Genomic DNA, 19,241 nt, shown 5'->3' on the forward strand with positions numbered 1-19,241 from the left:
TCTGCAAAATGTCTGATAACACAACATCCAGTATGCAGTCTTTGACCGATCGCTTTGTTGAATTTTCCGCGCGTATCGCCAACCAGGTCCACCTGCGTTCGCTGCGCGATGCCTTTGCCGGAGTGATGCCGATTTTCATTCTGGCCGGGCTGGCGGTGCTGGTGAATAACGTGGTGTTTCCGTGGATATTCGTCGGCGACACGCTGGCGCACTTTAAGGTATGGGGCGATGCGATTATCAACGGAACGTTGAATATCGCCGCGCTGCTGATTGCGCCGATGATTGCGTGGTCGCTGGCCCGTAACAAAAACTTCGCTAACCCGGTTTCGACCGTCGTCATCGCGCTTTGCAGCTTTATTATTATGATGCCCATGCAGGTGGAGCTGGTGCCTGTCGGCGGGAAAGCCACGGTCAGCCTGACCTCGGTGCTGACCTTCGCCAACATTGGCTCTACCGGGATTTTCGCCGGGGTACTCATCGGCCTGCTGGCGACCGAGATCTTTATGCGCATCGCCGGCATCAAGCGTCTGGCGATTAATCTCGGCGAGAACGTGCCGCCGGCGGTGGGGCAATCCTTCTCTTCGCTCATCCCGGCCATTCTCACCCTGTCGCTGTTTGCGGCGCTTGCCGCGCTGCTGAATAACCTGCTGCATACCGATCTGATTCATCTGATCACCACGCTTATCCAGCAGCCGCTGCGGCTGATTAATACCAGTCTGCCGGGGACTATTTTTATCTACAGCTTTGGCAACTTCCTGTTTACTCTGGGTATTCATCAGTCGGTTGTCAACAGCGTGGTGCTGGAGCCTTTCCTGCTGATTAATACCAATGAGAATATGCTGGCCTACGCCAGCGGTCAGCCAATTCCGCATATCATTAACAACATCTTCGTCCCGACCTTCGGCATGGTTGGCGGTACCGGGAGTACCATTTCGTTGCTGATCGCCATCTTCCTCTTCTCGCGTCAGCGGGCCTCAAAGCAGGTGGCGCGTCTGGCCATTACCCCGGGATTGTTCAATATCAACGAGCCGGTGATTTTCGGTCTGCCGATCGTTTTCAACGTGCCGCTGATGATCCCGTTCGTGCTGCTTCCCGCCATCGGCATCTTTTTCGCCTGGCTGTGCACCACGCTTGGGCTCATGTCGCGCTGCGTGGTGATGATCCCGTGGACGACGCCGCCGGTCCTGAGCGCCTGGCTGGCGACGGCGGGGGACTGGCGGGCGGTGGTGGTGCAGTTGATAATCATCATCTTTGGTGTATTCTTCTACCTGCCTTTCCTCAAGATTTCCGAGAGAGTGGCTTTAAAAAACAATGGGATAAATGAATAATAAGGAACGGGCAATGGCGGCGAAGTATCTTCTGATCGCGCGGGAAATTAAAAAGCGGATTATCAGCCGGCAGTATCCCGCCAGCACGCCGTTACCGGACCAGTTTGCGCTGGCGGCGGAGTTTAACACCAGCCGGATGACTATCCAGCAGGCGATACGCCAGCTCATTGTGGAAGGGCTGATCTACACCCGTAAGGGGCAGGGCACCTTCGTACGAAAAAATTTTCTTCAACTTTCGCAGTGGGATCTGCCCGGCAGCGACTATTTTGGCGCCACCAAAACCTGGGCGCATCTGGGGACGGTGAGCAGCCAGGTGGTGCGTTTTGAGCTGCGTTTTCCCAGCGAAAAAGAGCAGGCTTCGCTACTGATTAATGCCGACGCCCCGGTTTATGACTTCGTGCGTCTGCGGCTGCTCAACGGCGAACCGATGTCGCTGGATGCCACGGTGATGCCGGTGAATCTGGTTCCCGGCCTGAACAAAGGTCATCTGGAAAGCTCGGTGTTCCAGTATGTCGAAACCCTCGGGCTGAAGATCATGGGATCGTATCGCGTGGTGCGCGCTATTAAGCCAGGGGAGCTGGAGCAGCAGCATCTGGTATGTGACGCCAGCGATCCGGTGCTGGAGGTTGAGCAGGTGATTTACCTGGAGGACGGTACGCCGCTCGAATATGCCCACTGTCACTACCGCTACGATCACGGCGGCATCGTTATCGTTAATAACGGCTGACCTGAAGCGAAAATAAAAAAGGGCGAGGTGTTAACCTCGCCCTTTTTCTGCATAGTGCTCAGGATCAGTTCAGACGAACCGGCATACCGGAACGGTTCTGAACGGCCTGCTCCACAACACTCTGATCGACGTCGGACTGGCTGGTGACCGACTGTACTGCTTTGGTCAGCGTAATCGGTACGACTTCGTCGCCCTGGAACTGTGCTTCGGTGGTGGACAGCGGGTTATGGACTTCAACATAACGGCTACCGTCTGGCTCAGTGGTGGCTTTCACCGGCTCATCGATAAATTCGACGCGGGTACCGACCGGCACATTTTCAAACAGGAATTTAATGTCTTCGTTGCGCAGACGGACGCAGCCGTGGCTGACGCGCAGGCCAATACCGAAGTTAGCGTTGGTGCCGTGAATAGCGTACAGGCGGCCAATATACAGCGCGTAGAGACCCATCGGGTTGTCAGGGCCGGCCGGAACAACGGCTGGCAGCGGGTTGCCTGCGGCAATATATTCGGCGTGCATTTTCGCCGTCGGCGTCCAGGTCGGGCCCGCTTTCTTACGTTCTACTTTGGTGACCCATTTGATCGGCGTATCTTTACCCAGCTGGCCGATACCAATCGGCAGCACGATGACGGTATTGGTGCCTTTCGGGTAGTAGTAGAGACGCATTTCCGCGCTGTTGATAACGATACCTTCATGAACGGTATCCGGCAGAATCAGCTGCTGCGGGATATTCAGCACGGTACCGCCTTTCGGCAGGTAGGTATCCACACCCGGGTTCGCTTCCAGCATGTTGGACAGACCCATCTGGTATTTAGCCGCGAAATATTCCAGCGGCTGTTTATTGTCATCAGGAACCGTGACGACCTGGTTCTGACCAATCAGTCGGCTACCGTCAGTCGGCAGCGGATAAGTGACGGCGGATGCGGTATTGCAAAAGCCCACAATGGCGAAGGCGGCCGCTAAGAGTGTCGATAATTTCATATTCATCATGTCGTGTGCAGTGTCAAAGCCACACAGGCCTTTGTCAGATTATTCAGGGAGTAGATAGGAGCGCATTATATGTGCATTCCAGGCAACAGGGAAATCAGATGTGTACGAAATCACACTTTTTTGCCAGTTGTTTCAAGTGTCGTTCGCCGCCCTGGCCGCGGGCGGCAAAACGTTGAATGCCAAAAACCGGCGGCTACCCTTCAAGAAGCCTTGCCCGCAGCGCCTCTCTCGCCTGCGGCGTGAGCTGATACTCCTGTTCCAGCCACGCCTCAACGCTGGGGTAACGTTCATTAATCGCTGCCAGCGCCGCCGAGAGATACGACTCATGCACCGTCATGATCTCTGCCAGGTTCTGCCGTCCTCGCGGGGTCAGATCATTGCCGAGCGTGTTGAGCAACCAGGCTTCAACCTCGTGTAGCATGCCGTGAGTGAGGAGATACTCCTCCATCACCGTATGGCTATCGCAGCCCAGCGCGAGCAGGGTCAGCGCGCAGCCGACGCCGGTACGGTCTTTCCCCACCGCGCAGTGCTGTAACAGCGCGCCGTCGTAAGGCTGCATCAGCCACCCGGCAAGCTGGCGGTAGGCGGGGTTGTTGAACGGCAGCTGGCGATAGAGCTGCAGCATAAACTGCTCGCCGTTAAGCGCATTCAGCGTCGCGGCGTTAAACTCCGTCACTTTGGCGTTGACGGGGGATGCGAGCGGGTTGGCGGGGGCATTGAGATAGCGGGTTCGTTGATTCAGCTTGTCGGGGCTGCGCTGCACTTCGTGCGGGTCGCGGTAATCCAGCACCCGGGTCAGCGGAATCGCCTCCAGACGACTAAGATCCTCGTCGGACATCATATGCAGCGCGCCGGAGCGCAGTAACTTTCCCCGGCGCACGCGTCGTCCGTCGGCGGTGGGCAGGCCGCCGAGGTCGCGAAAGTTGATGCCGCCCTGCAGCGATAAGAAGGCCGGATGGCGGGAGTGTGTGGTCATAGGTTCCTTCCAGATTCAGAGAAAAAACGGGTTTCAGGCAGATGAATCGCGCAATATAAGAGAGACCGTACCACAAGCGCGGCCCGGGATTTTATTGCAAACCGTGAAAAGTGTTGGCTTTGCTGGCATAATGTCCGATGTATCACACTTCTCATTCTCTTTTTTCAGGATAACCCCGTGCTAGTATCCAGCAACGTCACCATGCAGTTTGGCAGTAAGCCGCTGTTCGAAAACATCTCCGTCAAATTTGGCGGCGGCAACCGTTACGGCCTGATTGGCGCCAACGGTAGCGGTAAATCCACCTTTATGAAAATCCTCGGCGGCGATCTTGAGCCAACGCTGGGCAACGTCTCTCTCGACCCGAACGAACGTATCGGTAAACTGCGTCAGGATCAGTTCGCCTTCGAAGAATTCACCGTGCTGGATACGGTCATCATGGGCCACGGCGAGCTGTGGGAAGTGAAACAGGAACGCGACCGCATCTATTCTCTGGCGGAAATGAGCGAAGAAGACGGCTATAAAGTGGCCGATCTGGAAGTGACCTATGGCGAGATGGACGGCTACTCTGCCGAAGCGCGCGCCGGTGAACTGCTGCTGGGCGTGGGGATCCCGGTTGAACAGCATTACGGCCCGATGAGCGAAGTCGCTCCCGGCTGGAAGCTGCGTGTGCTGCTGGCGCAGGCGCTGTTCTCAAACCCGGATATTCTGCTGCTCGATGAACCGACCAACAACCTCGACATCGATACCATTCGTTGGCTGGAGCAGGTGCTGAACGAGCGCGACAGCACCATGATTATTATTTCGCACGACCGTCACTTCCTGAACATGGTCTGCACCCATATGGCGGATCTCGACTACGGCGAGCTGCGCGTTTATGCCGGTAACTACGACGAGTACATGACCGCGGCGACGCAGGCTCGCGAGCGCCTGCTGGCCGATAACGCCAAGAAAAAAGCGCAAATCGCCGACCTGCAATCTTTCGTCAGCCGCTTTAGCGCCAACGCCTCTAAATCGCGCCAGGCGACTTCCCGCGCCCGTCAGATTGATAAAATCAAACTGGATGAAGTGAAAGCCTCCAGCCGTCAGAACCCGTTCATTCGCTTCGAACAGGATAAGAAACTGTTCCGTAACGCGCTGGAAGTGGAAGCGCTGGCGAAAGGCTTCGACAATGGCCCGCTGTTCAAAGGGGTTAATTTACTGCTGGAAGTCGGCGAGAAGCTGGCGGTACTGGGGACCAACGGCGTGGGTAAATCCACCCTGCTGAAAACCCTGGTGGGCGAACTGGAACCCACCAGCGGTAGCGTAAAATGGTCTGAAAACGCGCAGATTGGCTACTATGCGCAGGACCATGAATACGAATTTGAAAACGATCTGACCGTCTTCGACTGGATGAGCCAGTGGAAGCAGGACGGCGATGATGAGCAGGCGGTGCGCAGCATCCTGGGCCGTCTGCTGTTCAGCCAGGACGATATCAAGAAGCCGGCAAAAGTGCTGTCCGGTGGTGAAAAAGGTCGCATGCTGTTCGGTAAGCTGATGATGCAAAAACCGAACATTCTGGTGATGGACGAACCGACCAACCACCTGGATATGGAATCGATCGAATCGCTGAACATGGCGCTGGAGATGTATCAGGGGACCCTGATCTTCGTCTCTCACGACCGTGAGTTCGTCAGCTCGCTGGCGACCCGGGTAATCGAAATTACGCCGGAACGAGTGATCGACTTCACCGGCAATTACGAAGATTACCTGCGCAGCCGCGGTATCGAGTAATTCTGCCGGCGCGTCGCGCCTGAGCGGATCGTCCGTAGTGAACCCCGGCAAGCCTCAGGCTGCCGGGGTTTTTTATGCCGGTTTAGCCGATGGCCCACTCGCTGGCGCGTTCACCGTTGATCAGCAGCGCGCGTGTTTCACCTGCCGGTAAGGTCACTTTCAGCGCCTTCCACGCCGGGCGATAATGACCGCGCGGGCTGATCTGCAGGCTGATGGTGCTGCCGTCACAGATCATTTTCCACTCCAGCCACAGCGCATCGTCCTGTTGATAGCCCCAGCTTTCGCCGTCGTCCTCAAACAGCAGGCCCTCTGATGACCCCACGCCTTTCAGCGGGAACAGCCTCAGCTCGCGGCGATCGTCCTTCGCCGCGTCCACATGAGCGAGGCGTTCGCTGAGCGGCAGGCCGGCCCCGGCGCGGACCAGCAGCGGCAGTTTTTCCAGCGGGGCATCCAGGGTGATCCACTGCCCGCCGGAGAACCACTCTCCGCGATAAAAATCGTACCAGCCGGATCTATTATCCGGTAGCCACACCCGACGCTGACGCTGGCCCGGCTCCACCACGCTGGCGACCAGCAGATCGCGGCCGAGGAGAAAATCATCGCACTCGGCGAAGGTCTGCGGATCGTGCTCGTGGTCGAGGAAGGTCGGGCGCAGCATCGGCTCATCGTCGGCATGCGCCTGCCACAGCAGGGTATACAGGTAGGGCAGCAGACGATAGCGCAGTTCAATAGCGCCGCGAATCGCGGGGGTGACGGCCGGATACATCCATGCTTCATTCACCGTCCGATCATCGTTCCAGGAGTGGATCGTAAAACGCGGGTGCATCACGCCGTTCTGGACCCAGCGTACGAACAGTTCGGCATCCGGTTTGTCGCCGGAGAAGCCGCCAACGTCATGGCCCACGTTATACAAACCGGACAAGCTCATTCCCAGCCCCATGCGGGTGTTGTAGCGCAGGGTCTCCCAGCTGGTGCGGTTGTCGCCGCTCCAGGTCTGGACATAGCGCTGCATCCCGGCGCAGCCGGAGCGCGAGATCAGATACGGCCGTTTTTGCGGCGCAAAACGCTGCTGGGCTTCCATTGAGGCGCGCATCATCAGCAGCGGCATGACCGGACGGATATGCTTGATGGCGATGTCGCGACCAAAGCCGTGGCAGCGGGCTTCGCCATCCCAGACTTCAAATTCGTTGTTATCGTTCCAGGTCGAATCGATCCCCATCTCCAGCAGCTGGCGGGTGACGCCCTCCTGCCACCAGTTGACGGTTTGCGGGTTGGTGAAGTCGAGATGCGACCCTTCGTCGTCCCAGAAGCTGGAACGTTCCGGCGCGTCCGTTTCCGAATCGCGGATAAACAGTCCTTGCTCCGCGACTTCGCCATAGCGCGGATGGTCCTGTAACAGACACGGTTTAATGTTGGCCGCCAGCCTGATGCCGGCGTCATGGAAGCGTTGGCTCATCACTTTTGGCTGCGGCACCTTGTCATAGTTCCAGTTAAAGACGTAGCGCTTGTCGTTGATGGAGGTATAGCCGGACGAGAGCTGGAAGGAGTCGCAGGGAATCGCATGCTCTTCGCACAGACGAATAAAATGCATCAGCTGATTTTGCGCATCCGGCGCGTCGGTGTAGTGCATGGTGGAACCGCTGTAGCCGAGGCTCCATTTGGGGCCGAACAGCGTTTTACCGGTCAGACGGACGAATGCTTTGGTGACGTCCAGCGCCCGTGGTCCGTTAAACAGGTAGTAATCGATATCGCCGGCTTCCGCCTGCCAGCGGCGATAGGCGGTGTGGTAGTTATCAATTTCATTGCCGAGGTCCAGCCAGCAGTTGCTCAGGTTGTCGTAGAACAGGCCGTAGCTGATGTCGCCGCGCTGGGTGAGGGTAAAGGGCACATGCTTGTACAGCGGGTCGGTGCTGAGGGCGTTGTAGCCCATCGCATCGAGGTTGCGCATCTCATAGCGCCTGCCGTTGCGCTGCAGGTCGCCGGCCTTCTCGCCAAGGCCGTAGAACCGTTCGTCCTTACGGCGGCTGAGATAGTGCGCCACGCCGTCGCCGTGGGCGTTCAGCAGGTAGGCGCTGGTGGGACGGTCGTTGACCAGCGGCTGCCACTCGCCGTTGTCGTTGCGATAGCTCCACTCCAGCCACAACGGCTGGTGGACGGTCACCCGCAGCTGTCCGGTGGCTACCGTCAGGCTGTCCGGCTGCTGTTCCAGCGTCCAGGCGGGAAGGGTGAAGCCGCTCAGGTCGTCGCGCGGACGGCCTTCCCACGGAACGTCCTGCTGCGGGGCAATGCTCCAGGTGCGGTCCAGCGCCAGCTCGCCCTTGCGCCTGAGCAGGACGCGGAACAGGTTCTCTTCCAGTACATACAGGCACAGGGTGTGTTGCCCGTCGACGGTCAGCTCCACGTGGTGGGTAAGCTGTTGGTGTAATGTCCAGTGTTTAAGCGTTTTCATCTTTGTATCCACTCTCAGGCGCGTTTGGCGCGACGTTCAGCAATAAAAGTCACCAGGAAGATGGCGCCAATCAGGTCAAAGAACCCCATGGCGATAAATAGCGGGTTGAAGCCGATCTTGTCGGCGGTCACCCCGATGAGCAGCGAGAACAGGAAGCTGGCGATCCAGGCGGCGGAACCGCGCATGCCGTTGACGGTCGCCATCTGGCCTTTATCAAAGGATGCCACCACCAGCGCGCTCAGCATGCAGGAGATGATCTGGTGGCCGAAGCCGCCGATAGAAATCAGAATGATGGTGATATAGGGGTCGCGGGTGATGGCGACGAGCGCCAGCGAAATCATCAGGAATGCGCCGGTCACCGAGCTGGCGACCACCGAGTTAATCTGCGTGCAGCCGAACCAGCGGGTATACAGTCTGGTCAGATAGCCGCTGGCGACGCTGCCGAGGTCGGCGGCGAGGAACGGCAGCCAGGCGAACATGGCGATCTGCTTGAGATCCATCCCGTGCTCTTTCGCCAGGTACAGCGGTACCCAAAAGCTCAGCACCGCCCAGGCCGGTTCGGCCATAAAAGCCGGAATCGCAATACCGTAGAAGCGCTTATTTTTCGATACGGTTTTCAGCGCGGTAAAGAACGGCAGTTTTACCGCCGCCGGTTCATTATCCTGGCGGATGTACTCCAGCTCCGCTTTGCCGAGGTTGGGGTGCTTTTCCGGGGTGTGGTAAAACGCCCACCACAGAACCACCCACAGTAGCGCCAGCGCCCCGGTGAACATGAACGCGCCCTGCCAGCCGAAAGAGGCGTGGGCGAAATAGATAATCGGCGGCGCCAGCATGGCGCCGATGGAGAAGCCGACCCCGGCCCAACCGGCGGCAATCGGCCGTTCAGATTTCGGGAACCATTCGCCGATGGTTTTGGCGTTGGCCGGCGTGGCGGCGGCTTCTGCCCCACCCATAAAAAAGCGCAGGATCGCCAGGTGCAGCCAGCTACCGGCGCCGGCGTGAGCGATACAGGCGATCGCCCACAGCGTGGCGCAAATCATAAAGCCGAGCTTCAGGCCGATCACGTCGATAAGCCAGCCGCACAGCGGCTGGAAGAGGGTGTAGGCGAGCTGAAACGCGCCGACGATCCATGAGTACTGTTCGGTGGTGATGCCGAGGGTGGATTTCAGTTCCGGGGCGATAATCCCCAGAGAGTTGCGGGTAATGTAGTTAACGGTGACGCCGAGTAAGAAAAGGATCAGCATCCACCAGCGTAAGTTTTTTACCACCCGGCGGGCTTTGCTGACTGCCATATCGTTGTTGAGGCCTTGGCTCATAGAACGCTCCACAAGATTTTTTGTGTAGGGGGAAATGACCGTCTCAATCCGTAAGTTGTCATACCTGTTTTTTTAATATGTTGAATAATATTGTTTTATTTGTTTGGTTTTCCGAGGGTTTTTAGCGGAAGCTATCGGACCAATTGAGGTTAAGATAGAAAATTAGCCGACAGTAGCGTTATTTATGAAAGCTTTTTCATAAGATGGCGGAATGCTCACGGAAGATGCCAACGGTGGCTTGATAAACTGGGTTTTCAGTTGGTGAAAATTCTTTCATTTGAAAAATGGAGCTGGATCACAAAATGGATAAAAAGCTAAAAATCGCCGAAATCGCCGCCCGGACGGGGATGTCGGCGAGTACGGTTTCCAGGGTGCTGGCCGGAAAAGCGAACACCAGCGAGAAGGCGCGCCAGACCGTGCTGACCTGCGCGCGCGAAATGGGGGTGATGGATGGCATCGCCGCCGGACGCATGCTGCTCAATAGCCTGGTGGTGTTTGCGCCGCAGCGGGCGTTCGACGAGCGTTCCGATATCTATTACTACCGGGTTATCCAGAGCATTCATCACGCGCTGGCGGCGCATGAGGTGCGCCTGCGTACCTGTGCGCTGGAAGAGAACGACAGCGATGCCAACCTGTTTCTGGAGCGCATGAATGAGCCGGAAACCGAGGCGGCTGTCCTGCTCGGTATTGACGATCCGCATATTCACGATCTGGCGGCGGACCTGGCGAAACCCTGCGTACTGATCAACTGCCGCGATGAGGGAATGCGCCTGCCGTCGATTGCGCCGGATCACCGGCTGATCGGCCAGTTTGCCGCGCAGTATCTGTTTGATATGGGGCATCGGGCGGTGCTGAACGTGATGTGCCTGCGGCGCTACACCATGGAGCTGCGGCTGGTGGGCATCAAGGAGGCCTGGCGCGCGCGGAATCTGCGGTTTAGCGACGGGCGGGATCTGCTTACTGTCGCCAGCTTCAGCGCCAGGGAGACGGAAGAGCGGGTAGGGGAATGGCTCGATGCGCAGGCGGGGAAACCGCTGCCGACGGCATTTCTGGTGGGCGGCGATTTTATGGTCGCCGGCACCGTCAGCGCATTGCAAAAGCGCGGCCTGCGGGTGCCGCAGGATATATCGGTGATGAGTATCGATGGCTTTAATCTGGCGGCGATCCAGGATGTGCCGCTCACCGCGGTACACGTCCCACGCGATGAGCTGGGTGCCGAAGCGGTCCATATGCTGCAGCAGCGGCTGCTCCGTCCGGATGCGCCGCGGGGTTCACTGCTGCTGCACGGTACGCTGGCGGTGCGTGACTCGGTACGGCGGATACGGCCGGATAACCGCCATACCGCCGTGGTGCAGGCCGGGCTCTACGACGACTAAACGGGGATACCCAGCGCCCGTTTACCGTGAACGTTGAGATCGTCCAGGGTAAAGCGTTCCTGCCAGTCGGCCTCGTAGTCTTCACGCGGGAAGTCACCCGGCGAAGCGCCTTTTTCCAGCGCCAGTTTGACCTTCTGCGCGTAGGCGAGGTTTTTCTCGCACATCGGCGCGGCGGGGATATACATCACGTTGCCCCAGCCCTGCTGGTTTTCAACCGGGGCAACCGAGTGAATCACATCGCAGTGCCACCATACCGAATCGCCGGCGTTGAGCGCCGGAATCGAGCTCAGCGCTTTCATCAGCAGCGGGTGCCATTTCTGTGAAATCGGCAGCACTTTGCCCGGCGCCACGCCGCACAGCTCGTCTTCCGGCACGTCGTCAAGCAGCGGCCGCAGCAGGACATAGGCCATCGCTTCCGGAATCGGCACCACGTGCAGCAGTCCCTGACCCGGAATCATATCCGAGAGTGCGGTCCAGCCCTGGAAGGTACGGAAGACGGAACATTTGGTGGTGTTGTCGACGGTATACTCTTCCACTTCGGTGCGGTGCGCCGCATCCCACGGGTCGTAGGCTTCAATATTGCCGTTAAAAACGTTGGCAAAGACGCGTTGGTAGGCCGGCAGCAGCCAGCGCTCCAGCGCTCCGGAATCGGTGTGCGCGCCCAGCCCTTTTGAGGTGGTGCCCGGCGGGCGGCGGCGAATACGGTCCGGGTAAATGACGCTGACGTCAGGATCGAACCACTGTTTGCCGTCATGGTTAAAGGTCCACAGGCGGTTGAGGAACGATTGCACGGCCGCCATTTCATCGCTCTGCCGCGCCTGCATCTGCGCCTGGGACCAGTAAATCGGGTAAATTTCCGGGCGTGAGGCGTCGAGTGAGCCGAAGAAGGTATCGCCGGGGCCTTTGTAAACGTCATCGAAATGGTTGTGGTCGAGATACTCCAGCATTGCGTTATCCCAGGCCAGCGCGCGCTCGCGTGAAAAATGACCTTTGATCACCGCGCAGCCGCGACGCTTGATGGCTTCGCGCTGGGCGGGGCTGACCTTACCCTGGGCAATATCGCTAAATGGGATCACCGGCCAGACCTCTTCGCCGCGGGCCTTCAGCGCCTCGATCTCTGCCAGACGCGCGCTAATCCGCGCCGTTAGCTTATCGAACACCGCCTGCACATCGCCGATTTGCCCGCGCAGATGCTGTTTCATTTGTCGAATTGCCGCTTTGTGGTCGGCAGGTAATGTTTCGTGGGTATAGATAGCAGCCATGGTGACCTCACTCATCTTTCATTCGAAAGTATTAAATCTTACAAACGTTAATTTAAGTTAAATTTAAGTTAATGCAAGTTTAAAAATTAGAGGGAGTGCACAAAATGGGGAAAAACCGGGGCGGAAGGCCCCGCTGAGCGATCAGACGTCGAAGGGGGAGGCGTTATCCAGAACGGCCTGAATGACCTTTAGCGCGCCGTGGTGATTATTGTCATCGGTCGCATACTGCGAGATAGTTTTGATGCTTTCGGCGGCATTGCCCATGGCGAATGAGTATTTCACCAGCTTGAGCATTTCCGCGTCGTTGCCGCTGTCGCCAATGGCGACGCACTCCTGCGGCGAGACGTGCCAGCGTTTCAGCAGGCGACTGATGCCGTTCGCTTTATGCAGGCCGGGAATGATTAAATCGACGAAGCCGAAACCGCTGGTCACCGGCTTCATGATGCCATCCAGCGCAACGTGCAGTTTATCGATCAGCTGCGGGATCTCGCTATCCGGCAGATTGAGCGAAAACTTAAACAGGGTGTCGTCGATTTGCTGATAATCGCTGATGCGCTGCAGGCGGTGATAATGTTTTGCCATCAGGGCGACAAACGCATCGGGGGCTTTATCGCTGACGTAGGCGCTCTGCAGGCCGCAGGCGACAAAGTTCAGCTGGCTATCTTTCAGCAGCTCGCCAATGACCACCTGGGATTCGTGGCGCGTCAGCTCGCCGTGAAACAGCTGCTTGCCGTGCTCATACACCAGCGCCCCGTTCTCGGCGACGAAAGAGATCTGCTGTCGGATTTCAGGGAAAAAGGAGATCAGCTGGTAGTACTGGTTGCCGCTGGCGACAACGAATTCAATACCTTGCTGCTGAAGTTGCGCGAACTGCGCAAGAAAACGCGGGCGGTCATACTGCTTGGCGTCATTGAGAAAAGTTCCGTCCATATCAGTGACGATAACTTTAACGGTCATACCTGTGCTCCTGGCTTAACTGCGACCAGTAACATTCTAATTACAATGTGACCCAAAGCACAAATTTATTTCGAATGAAACTTCATCCGCCTCGTTGCGCTCCAGATAGGTGGGTTGACTCCGCTAGCGGCTGACAATGTACGGGAGAAAATCCCCGGGTTGCGGCGCTAACGCCTGACCCGGGCTACCACGGCGCGCAGATGGCCGTGAATCCGTAGCCCGGCTCAGCGCAGCGCCAGCCGGGGCTTTTACTTACAGCGTAGGCCTGGTACGGGCGATGAACTCGTCTCCGGGTTGCGGCGCTAACGCCTGACCCGGGCTACCACGGCGCGCAAATGGCCGTGAATCCGTAGCCCGGCTCAGCGCAGCGCCAGCCGGGGCTTTTACTTACAGCGTAGGCCTGGTATGGGCGATGAACTCGTCTCCGGGTTGCGGCGCTAACGTCTGACCCGGGCTACCAGCCAGCAAATGGCCGTGAATCCGTAGCCCGGCTCAGCGCAGCGCCAGCCGGGGTTTTACTTACAGCGTATGCTCGGTGCGGGCGATGATATCGTCCTGGGCATCCGGCGACAGGGCGGTGAAGAAGGCCGAATAGCCGGCGACGCGGACCACTAAGTCGCGATACTGGTCAGGGTGTTTCTTCGCTTCCAGCAGCGTTTCGCGCGAGACGATGTTGTACTGGATATGCCAGCCTTTATGCACCTCGAAGAAGGTGCGCAGCAGCACCATCAGCTTCTGTTTATCGGACTCGTTCTCCAGCGTCGCCGGATTGAGCTTCTGATTCAGCAGCACGCCGCCGAGAATCGACCCGGTGGGGAGTTTACCGACGGAGCCGATCACCGCGGTGGGCCCGAGGTGGTCAGTCCCTGACGCCGGGCTTGCCCCTTCCGCCAGCGGGGAGTGCGCTTTGCGCCCATCCGGGGTGGCCATCGTCTGCGCGCCAAACGGTACGTTTGCCGAGATGGAAGAGGTCCCGGCGTAGTAGTTACCGCCAATCGGGCCGCGGCCGTAGCGCGGGTTATGATATTGCTTCAGCTCATCGATATAGGTCTGATACGCGCGCGCCAGCAGAATATCCACGCTGTCATCATCGTTACCGTACTTCGGCGCGCCGTTAATGAGGCGTTGGCGCAGCTGTTCGTGGGTCAGTCCGGCGAAGTCCTCCGCCAGGGCTTGCGCCAGCTGCTGCTGACCGATCGCGCCCTGCTCAAACACCAGTTTTTTCACCGCCACTAAGCTGTTGCCGAGGTTGGCGATACCGACCTGCAAACCGGATACCCAGTCGTATTTCGCCCCGCCCTGCTTAATGCTCTTCGCCCGCTCGATACAATCATCCACCAGCGCCGAGCACAGAATGTCGTGGACGTTCTCTTCCAGCATGGTATCGACCACGTACTCGATCTCGATAGATTTGCGCGTGTAGTAGCGAATCTGCCTGTCCCAGTCCTCCAGCACCTGGTCGAAGCTGGCGAAGTTGCCTTTCGACAGCGCGCGCTCCTGCGGCAGAAACACCTGGCCGCTGGTGGCATCGCGGCCGCCTTCGAGAGTGGCCAGCATCACCCGGGCGAAGTTAATAAAGCTCATCCCGGTACAGCGATAGCCCCACTTGCCGCCGACGGCGGTTTCGATGCAGCCAATGGCGGCGTAGTCGTAAGCGTCCTGCGGCTCAATGCCGAGCTTGATGAATTCCGGAATAACGATTTCGTCGTTATTGAACGCCGGCATGCCGAAACCGCAGCGGATCACCTGCACGCAGGCATCGAGGAAGTCATTACTCATCCCGGCATGGTAACGCACGCTGAGGTTGGGCTGGGTGGAACGCAGTCGGCCGCAGGATTCGAGGATCGCGTAGGAGAGCGGGTTCACCGCGTCCTGCGGCTTGCCGTCGACCAGATTCTGTCCGCCGATGGTGACGTTCTGGTACAGCGGGCTGCCCGCAGAGGCTTTGGAGTGCGAGCCGGAGCGGATTTTGTTCACTTCCAGCAGCTTCAGCCAGCAGCTATGCAGCATTTCAATCGCCTGCTCACGTTCCAGAGAGTGCTGCAGTTCGACGTCGCGGCGGTAGTACGGGTACAGATACTGGTCCATTCGGCCGAAGGAGACCGAGTGGCCGTTGGATTCGATTTGCAGGATCAGCTGGATGAAATAGCACAGCTGCAGCGCCTGCCAGAAGGTTTTTGGCGGTTCATGGGCGATAATGGCGCAGTTTTCGGCGATGGCCAGCAGCTCGTCGCGACGGGTTTCGCGCGTTTCTGCGGCGGCCATCGTCCGGGCCAGCGCGGCAAAGCGTTGGCAATGTTCGCTCACCGCTGCCAGAACGATATCCATCGCTTTCAGGAACTGTTCGCCGTGTAAATCTGCCAGCACGGTGAGGTTAATCCGCGAGCGGCGCTCGGCGACTTTAGCGCGCAGGCCATCGAGACCTTTTTCCAGCAGCAGGGGATAGTTAACCGCCAGATGAGCGTCGCCGGAGGTCATGTTGCCTTCGGCTTTGATAATCCCGGTCGCCAGCAGCGCTTTTTGCTCATCGCTGAACATCCCGTAGCAGCGGTCCTGGACGGTTTGTCCGCGCCACCACGGGCAGATTTCATGCAGAACGCGCTTGTTCTCTTCGCTGACCGCGAAGCCCGCGCCCGGGCGATCGGCGAGGTCATCGATCTCTTTTTCGATCCAACTGACGGTATATTCCGGGAAGATCGGCGCCGCGCGGACTTCGCTCGCCTGGTTGCCGACGATCAGCTCGTCGTGCTTGATCCAGATGGTGCGCTCTGCCAGGTGATGGGCCAGCGCCAGCGCGCGACGTACCGGGAGCGGCTTATCCAGATGCTGCTGATAAGCGGTGGTGTAATGCTGCGCGCGTTCGGTGCATACCGGCGGCTTAACAATATGCACCAGCGCCATTTTGTGCGCCTGAATGCGGGCGCTCAGCGTATCCAGTTTCAGAGTGGTCATGAGTTTATCCTCGTAAAGTAGCTGTTAAACCTTTGCTCTGAGCATAGTGCTGCGCGAAGGCGAGCAGCTCGGGGGCAGCAAGCGGTTTGTCCGGAGCGGTATAGGGCTGACTGAGTAACTGGTATTTGTTCATTCCCAGCGTGTGGTACGGCAGGAAATGAATCTCTCCGACCTGCAGGCGGTCGGCGGCAAAATCGGTTATGGCGGTAATCGCGGCTTCATCGGCGTTAAAGCCCGGAATGAGCGGGACGCGGATGATGATTTTCTTCCCGGCCTGCGCGACGCGCTGCAGGTTATCCAGCACCCGGCGGGCGCTGCCGTCGGTCCACGTATTGAAAATGGCCTCATTCACATGCTTGAGATCGGCGAGGAACAGATCGATCCACGGCAAAGAGGGGGCCACATACTTCCAGGGGACGTGCAGGCACGTTTCGACGGCGGTATGGATCCCGGCCTCATGGCTTTTTTGCAACAGCGGCAGCGCCAGTTCAGGGCTCATAAAGGGTTCGCCGCCGGAGAGAGTGATCCCGCCGCCGCTGCGATCGTAAAAGGGCTTATCGCGTAGCACTGCGGTCATAATCTCGTCCACGCTTTTCTCTTCGCCACAGACGGTGAGCGCGGTAGTCGGGCAGCATTCGCGCAGCCGCGCATAGTGGTCATCGGTGAGCTTTTCACGATGGATAATCAGGCCATCCAGCTTGCGGGTTATCACCTCCGGCGCCGCCTGCTGGCACAGGTCGCAACCGTCGAGGCACAAACGGGCGTCATACAGCAGGTCCGCCGTACGGGCGCGGCTTTCCGGGTTCTGGCACCAGCGGCAGCCCAACGAGCAGCCTTTAAGGAACACCACGGTGCGGATCCCTGGGCCGTCATGGGTGGAATAGCGCTGAATATTGAAGATCATGATGAGTCCTCTCTTTGCATATGAAGATTAAATAACTTTCGAATGAAAGTTATATTGATGCAAATCAACAAGCATGGCGGAGAAGCTGGCAAAGAACGGGAAAGGTGTTGCAGGTCACAGATTAGCCGGCGACCGCCGCCGCCGGAAGGCGGTGGCAGGTTAGCGGCTTGCGCACACCTCGCACTGCGGATTGCGCGGCAGTCTCATTTCTCGGAACTGGCAGGTCATCGCATCATAGATCACGATTTTCCCCGCCGCGGGCGTGCCGTAGTGGGTGAGAACCTTGATGGCTTCCATCGCCTGCAGGGCGCCGATGATCCCCACCAGCGGGGCCATCACACCGGCCTCAACGCAGGTAAGGGCGTTATCGCCAAACAGACGGCTCAGGCAGCGATAGCACGGCTCACCCTCCTGCCAGGTGAAGACGCTGATCTGGCCTTCCATACGAATAGCCGCGCCGGAAACCAGCGGCGTGCGGTGCTGAAAGCAGCCGGCGTTAAGCTGGTTGCGGATGGCGACGTTATCGGTACAGTCAAGCACCAGATCATGGGCGGCGATTTGCGCCCACAGCGCCGGCCCTTCCAGCAGAGCGTTAAGCGGCGTGAGCTGAACATGGGGATTGATCCGCGCCAGCGCCTCGCGGGCGGAGTCGACTTTCGGCTGGCCGAGAGTCGCATCGCTGTGCAGGGTCTGGCGCTGCAAATTGGAGAGTGACACGCTATCAAAATCCAGCAGCGTCAGCTGCCCGACGCCTGCCGCCGCCAGATACTGCGCGGCGGCACAGCCGAGCCCGCCGAGTCCGACCACCAGCACCCGGGCGGCTTTCAGCTGCTCCTGACCGTCAAAATCAAAACCGCGGAGGATGATTTGCCGGTTGTAGCGCAGCATCTCCTCATCGCTCAGCTCCACGCCCATTACAGCCCCCCGAACAGATGGTTGAAGGGCTCGACTTCAACCCATTCGCCCGCTTCGACATGACCGCGTTCGCGTTCGAGGACGATAAAGCAGTTGCCGAGGCTGAAGGAGCTGAAAATGTGCGACCCCTGATGGCCGGTGGATTCGACCACCAGTTCACCGTCCGGATTGCGTTGCAGGATGCCGCGCTGGAAGTCGAGGCGCCCCGGCGATTTTTTCAGGCGTGCGGCGGCGCGAACCCGCAGGCGCATCGGCTGGGCCTGCGCGGTATTACCGCTCAGTTTCGCCAGCAGCGGCTGCACCAGCTGGTAGAAGGTGAGGGTTGCGGAGACCGGGTTCCCCGGCAGGCCGCAGAACCAGCTGCTGTTTAGCTTACCGAAGGCAAAAGGTTTACCCGGCTTGATGGCCAGCTTCCAGAAGCCGATTTCACCCAGCTCGTCGAGAATATCTTTGGTGTAGTCCGCTTCCCCGACGGAGACGCCGCCGGAGCTGATCACCACGTCAGCCTGCTGGTCGGCCTTGATAAAGACCTCCCGTAGCTTTTGCGGATCGTCAGGAATAATGCCGAGGTTAATGACTTCGCAGCCCAGCTGCTGAAGCATCAGGTGCACGGCAAGGCGGTTGGTATCGTAGATTTGCCCGTCGCCCAGCGGCTGGCCCGGCAGCTGCAGCTCGTCGCCGGTGGAGAAGACCGCCACCCGGACCTGACGAACCACTTCGACCTGGGCAATCCCCAGCGACGCCAGAACCGGCAGCTCGGCGACGGTTAAACGGGTCCCCGCCGGGAAGACCACCGCTCCCCTGGCGATATCCTCACCACGGCGGCGAACGTTTTGCCCGGCTTTGACCGGGGCAATGAAGCGAATGCCGTCCGCGGTTTGTTCGGTCTCTTCCTGCATCACCACCGCATCGCAGTCCGCTGGGACCGGCGCGCCGGTCATAATACGCAGACAGCTTCCCGCGGGCCAGGCGCCATGGAACGGCTGACCGGCGAACGCTTTACCCGCGACCGGCAGAGCGGCGCCATCGGCGAGATCGGCCAGACGTACGGCATAGCCATCCATCGCCGAGTTATCAAAGCCCGGAACGTCCAGCGGCGAAACGAGATCATGGGCGGTCACGCGCGAAAAGGCCTGCAACAGCGGTACGGTTTCCACCGCATTCAGCGGCGTTATACGGTTGAGCATCTGAGTCAGGGCGGTGTCGAGCGGCATCAGTCCGGCGGTAAAATCCATGGGTTGCTCCTGCGGGCAAAACATCAAAACGCCTATTATGGCAGAAAAGCGCCGGCGGCTATATGCCCTCCGGAACAGGCTTTACA

At 58.7% G+C, this 19,241-nt stretch carries 14 protein-coding genes; 4 read left to right on the plus strand and 10 right to left on the minus strand.

The features are described from left to right. Positions 1–8: 8 nt before the first annotated feature. Positions 9–1,328, plus strand: a complete 1,320-nt coding sequence (locus ACI2JR_RS05880; RefSeq protein WP_132727787.1) for a PTS sugar transporter subunit IIC — start codon at positions 9–11, stop codon at positions 1,326–1,328. A gap of 13 nt (positions 1,329–1,341) precedes the next feature. After that, a complete protein-coding gene (locus ACI2JR_RS05885; RefSeq protein ID WP_132728137.1) occupies positions 1,342–2,055 on the plus strand; it encodes a GntR family transcriptional regulator in 714 nt (237 codons plus the stop codon). A gap of 64 nt (positions 2,056–2,119) precedes the next feature. On the opposite strand, the gene ldtB is transcribed toward ACI2JR_RS05885, so the two are convergent. Beyond that, positions 2,120–3,040, minus strand: coding sequence for a L,D-transpeptidase (ldtB, locus tag ACI2JR_RS05890; RefSeq protein ID WP_132728135.1), 921 nt, complete (start codon positions 3,038–3,040; stop codon positions 2,120–2,122). Between the two features lie 196 nt (positions 3,041–3,236). Continuing rightward, positions 3,237–4,019 carry a tyrosine-protein phosphatase gene (locus ACI2JR_RS05895; protein ID WP_132727784.1) on the minus strand — a complete coding sequence of 261 codons (783 nt, stop codon included), beginning with the start codon at positions 4,017–4,019 and terminating at the stop codon, positions 3,237–3,239. Between the two features lie 177 nt (positions 4,020–4,196). On the opposite strand from ACI2JR_RS05895, the gene ACI2JR_RS05900 reads away from it, so the two are divergent. Beyond that, positions 4,197–5,789, plus strand: a complete 1,593-nt coding sequence (locus ACI2JR_RS05900) for an ABC-F family ATPase (protein ID WP_132727781.1) — start codon at positions 4,197–4,199, stop codon at positions 5,787–5,789. An 82-nt stretch (positions 5,790–5,871) separates the two neighbouring features. Here ACI2JR_RS05900 and ACI2JR_RS05905 read toward each other — a convergent pair whose 3' ends face one another. Both ACI2JR_RS05905 and ACI2JR_RS05910 read right to left on the minus strand, forming a co-directional pair. Further along, positions 5,872–8,238: a TIM-barrel domain-containing protein gene (locus ACI2JR_RS05905; protein WP_462478089.1), complete on the minus strand. Its 2,367-nt coding sequence runs from the start codon at positions 8,236–8,238 to the stop codon at positions 5,872–5,874. Positions 8,239–8,252: 14 nt separating this feature from the next. Further along, positions 8,253–9,554 carry an MFS transporter gene (locus ACI2JR_RS05910; protein ID WP_132727775.1) on the minus strand — a complete coding sequence of 434 codons (1,302 nt, stop codon included), beginning with the start codon at positions 9,552–9,554 and terminating at the stop codon, positions 8,253–8,255. A gap of 284 nt (positions 9,555–9,838) precedes the next feature. Between ACI2JR_RS05910 and ACI2JR_RS05915 the strand changes: the two genes are divergently transcribed. Beyond that, positions 9,839–10,930, plus strand: a complete 1,092-nt coding sequence (locus tag ACI2JR_RS05915; protein WP_462478090.1) for a LacI family DNA-binding transcriptional regulator — start codon at positions 9,839–9,841, stop codon at positions 10,928–10,930. Here ACI2JR_RS05915 and ACI2JR_RS05920 read toward each other — a convergent pair. The 6 genes from ACI2JR_RS05920 to moeA form a co-directional block, all read right to left on the minus strand. Beyond that, complete coding sequence (locus ACI2JR_RS05920) at positions 10,927–12,192, minus strand: DUF1479 domain-containing protein (RefSeq protein WP_132728133.1); 1,266 nt, start codon at positions 12,190–12,192, stop codon at positions 10,927–10,929. The two genes, ACI2JR_RS05915 and ACI2JR_RS05920, sit on opposite strands and share 4 nt — an antisense overlap. Before the next feature lie 141 nt (positions 12,193–12,333). Then, positions 12,334–13,149, minus strand: coding sequence for a Cof-type HAD-IIB family hydrolase (locus ACI2JR_RS05925; protein WP_132727769.1), 816 nt, complete (start codon positions 13,147–13,149; stop codon positions 12,334–12,336). A gap of 519 nt (positions 13,150–13,668) precedes the next feature. Next, positions 13,669–16,101, minus strand: coding sequence for a formate C-acetyltransferase/glycerol dehydratase family glycyl radical enzyme (locus tag ACI2JR_RS05930; RefSeq protein ID WP_462478091.1), 2,433 nt, complete (start codon positions 16,099–16,101; stop codon positions 13,669–13,671). A gap of 4 nt (positions 16,102–16,105) precedes the next feature. Next, on the minus strand, positions 16,106–17,005 hold the full coding sequence (locus ACI2JR_RS05935; RefSeq protein WP_462478092.1) for a glycyl-radical enzyme activating protein: 900 nt from the start codon (positions 17,003–17,005) through the stop codon (positions 16,106–16,108). A 159-nt stretch (positions 17,006–17,164) separates the two neighbouring features. After that, positions 17,165–17,920: a molybdopterin-synthase adenylyltransferase MoeB gene (moeB, locus tag ACI2JR_RS05940; protein WP_132727760.1), complete on the minus strand. Its 756-nt coding sequence runs from the start codon at positions 17,918–17,920 to the stop codon at positions 17,165–17,167. After that, complete coding sequence (moeA, locus tag ACI2JR_RS05945) at positions 17,920–19,155, minus strand: molybdopterin molybdotransferase MoeA (RefSeq protein ID WP_132727757.1); 1,236 nt, start codon at positions 19,153–19,155, stop codon at positions 17,920–17,922. Before moeA ends, moeB begins: the two co-directional genes overlap by 1 nt. Positions 19,156–19,241 lie beyond the last annotated feature (86 nt).

This window comes from Klebsiella sp. NPDC088457 (assembly GCF_044900465.1).
Classification (GTDB): domain Bacteria; phylum Pseudomonadota; class Gammaproteobacteria; order Enterobacterales; family Enterobacteriaceae; genus Klebsiella.

Bases quoted from the DNA above. Each gene is read 5' to 3' on its own strand.
- ACI2JR_RS05930 (WP_462478091.1), bottom strand. From the start codon at position 16,101: ATGACCACTCTGAAACTGGATACGCTGAGCGCCCGCATTCAGGCGCAC.
- ACI2JR_RS05925 (WP_132727769.1), bottom strand. From the start codon at position 13,149: ATGACCGTTAAAGTTATCGTCACTGATATGGACGGAACTTTTCTCAAT.
- ACI2JR_RS05895 (WP_132727784.1), bottom strand. From the start codon at position 4,019: ATGACCACACACTCCCGCCATCCGGCCTTCTTATCGCTGCAGGGCGGC.
- ACI2JR_RS05885 (WP_132728137.1), top strand. From the start codon at position 1,342: ATGGCGGCGAAGTATCTTCTGATCGCGCGGGAAATTAAAAAGCGGATT.
- moeB (WP_132727760.1), bottom strand. From the start codon at position 17,920: ATGGGCGTGGAGCTGAGCGATGAGGAGATGCTGCGCTACAACCGGCAA.
- ACI2JR_RS05880 (WP_132727787.1), top strand. From the start codon at position 9: ATGTCTGATAACACAACATCCAGTATGCAGTCTTTGACCGATCGCTTT.
- ACI2JR_RS05935 (WP_462478092.1), bottom strand. From the start codon at position 17,005: ATGATCTTCAATATTCAGCGCTATTCCACCCATGACGGCCCAGGGATC.
- ACI2JR_RS05905 (WP_462478089.1), bottom strand. From the start codon at position 8,238: ATGAAAACGCTTAAACACTGGACATTACACCAACAGCTTACCCACCAC.
- ACI2JR_RS05915 (WP_462478090.1), top strand. From the start codon at position 9,839: ATGGAGCTGGATCACAAAATGGATAAAAAGCTAAAAATCGCCGAAATC.
- ACI2JR_RS05920 (WP_132728133.1), bottom strand. From the start codon at position 12,192: ATGGCTGCTATCTATACCCACGAAACATTACCTGCCGACCACAAAGCG.
- moeA (WP_132727757.1), bottom strand. From the start codon at position 19,155: ATGGATTTTACCGCCGGACTGATGCCGCTCGACACCGCCCTGACTCAG.
- ACI2JR_RS05910 (WP_132727775.1), bottom strand. From the start codon at position 9,554: ATGAGCCAAGGCCTCAACAACGATATGGCAGTCAGCAAAGCCCGCCGG.
- ldtB (WP_132728135.1), bottom strand. From the start codon at position 3,040: ATGAATATGAAATTATCGACACTCTTAGCGGCCGCCTTCGCCATTGTG.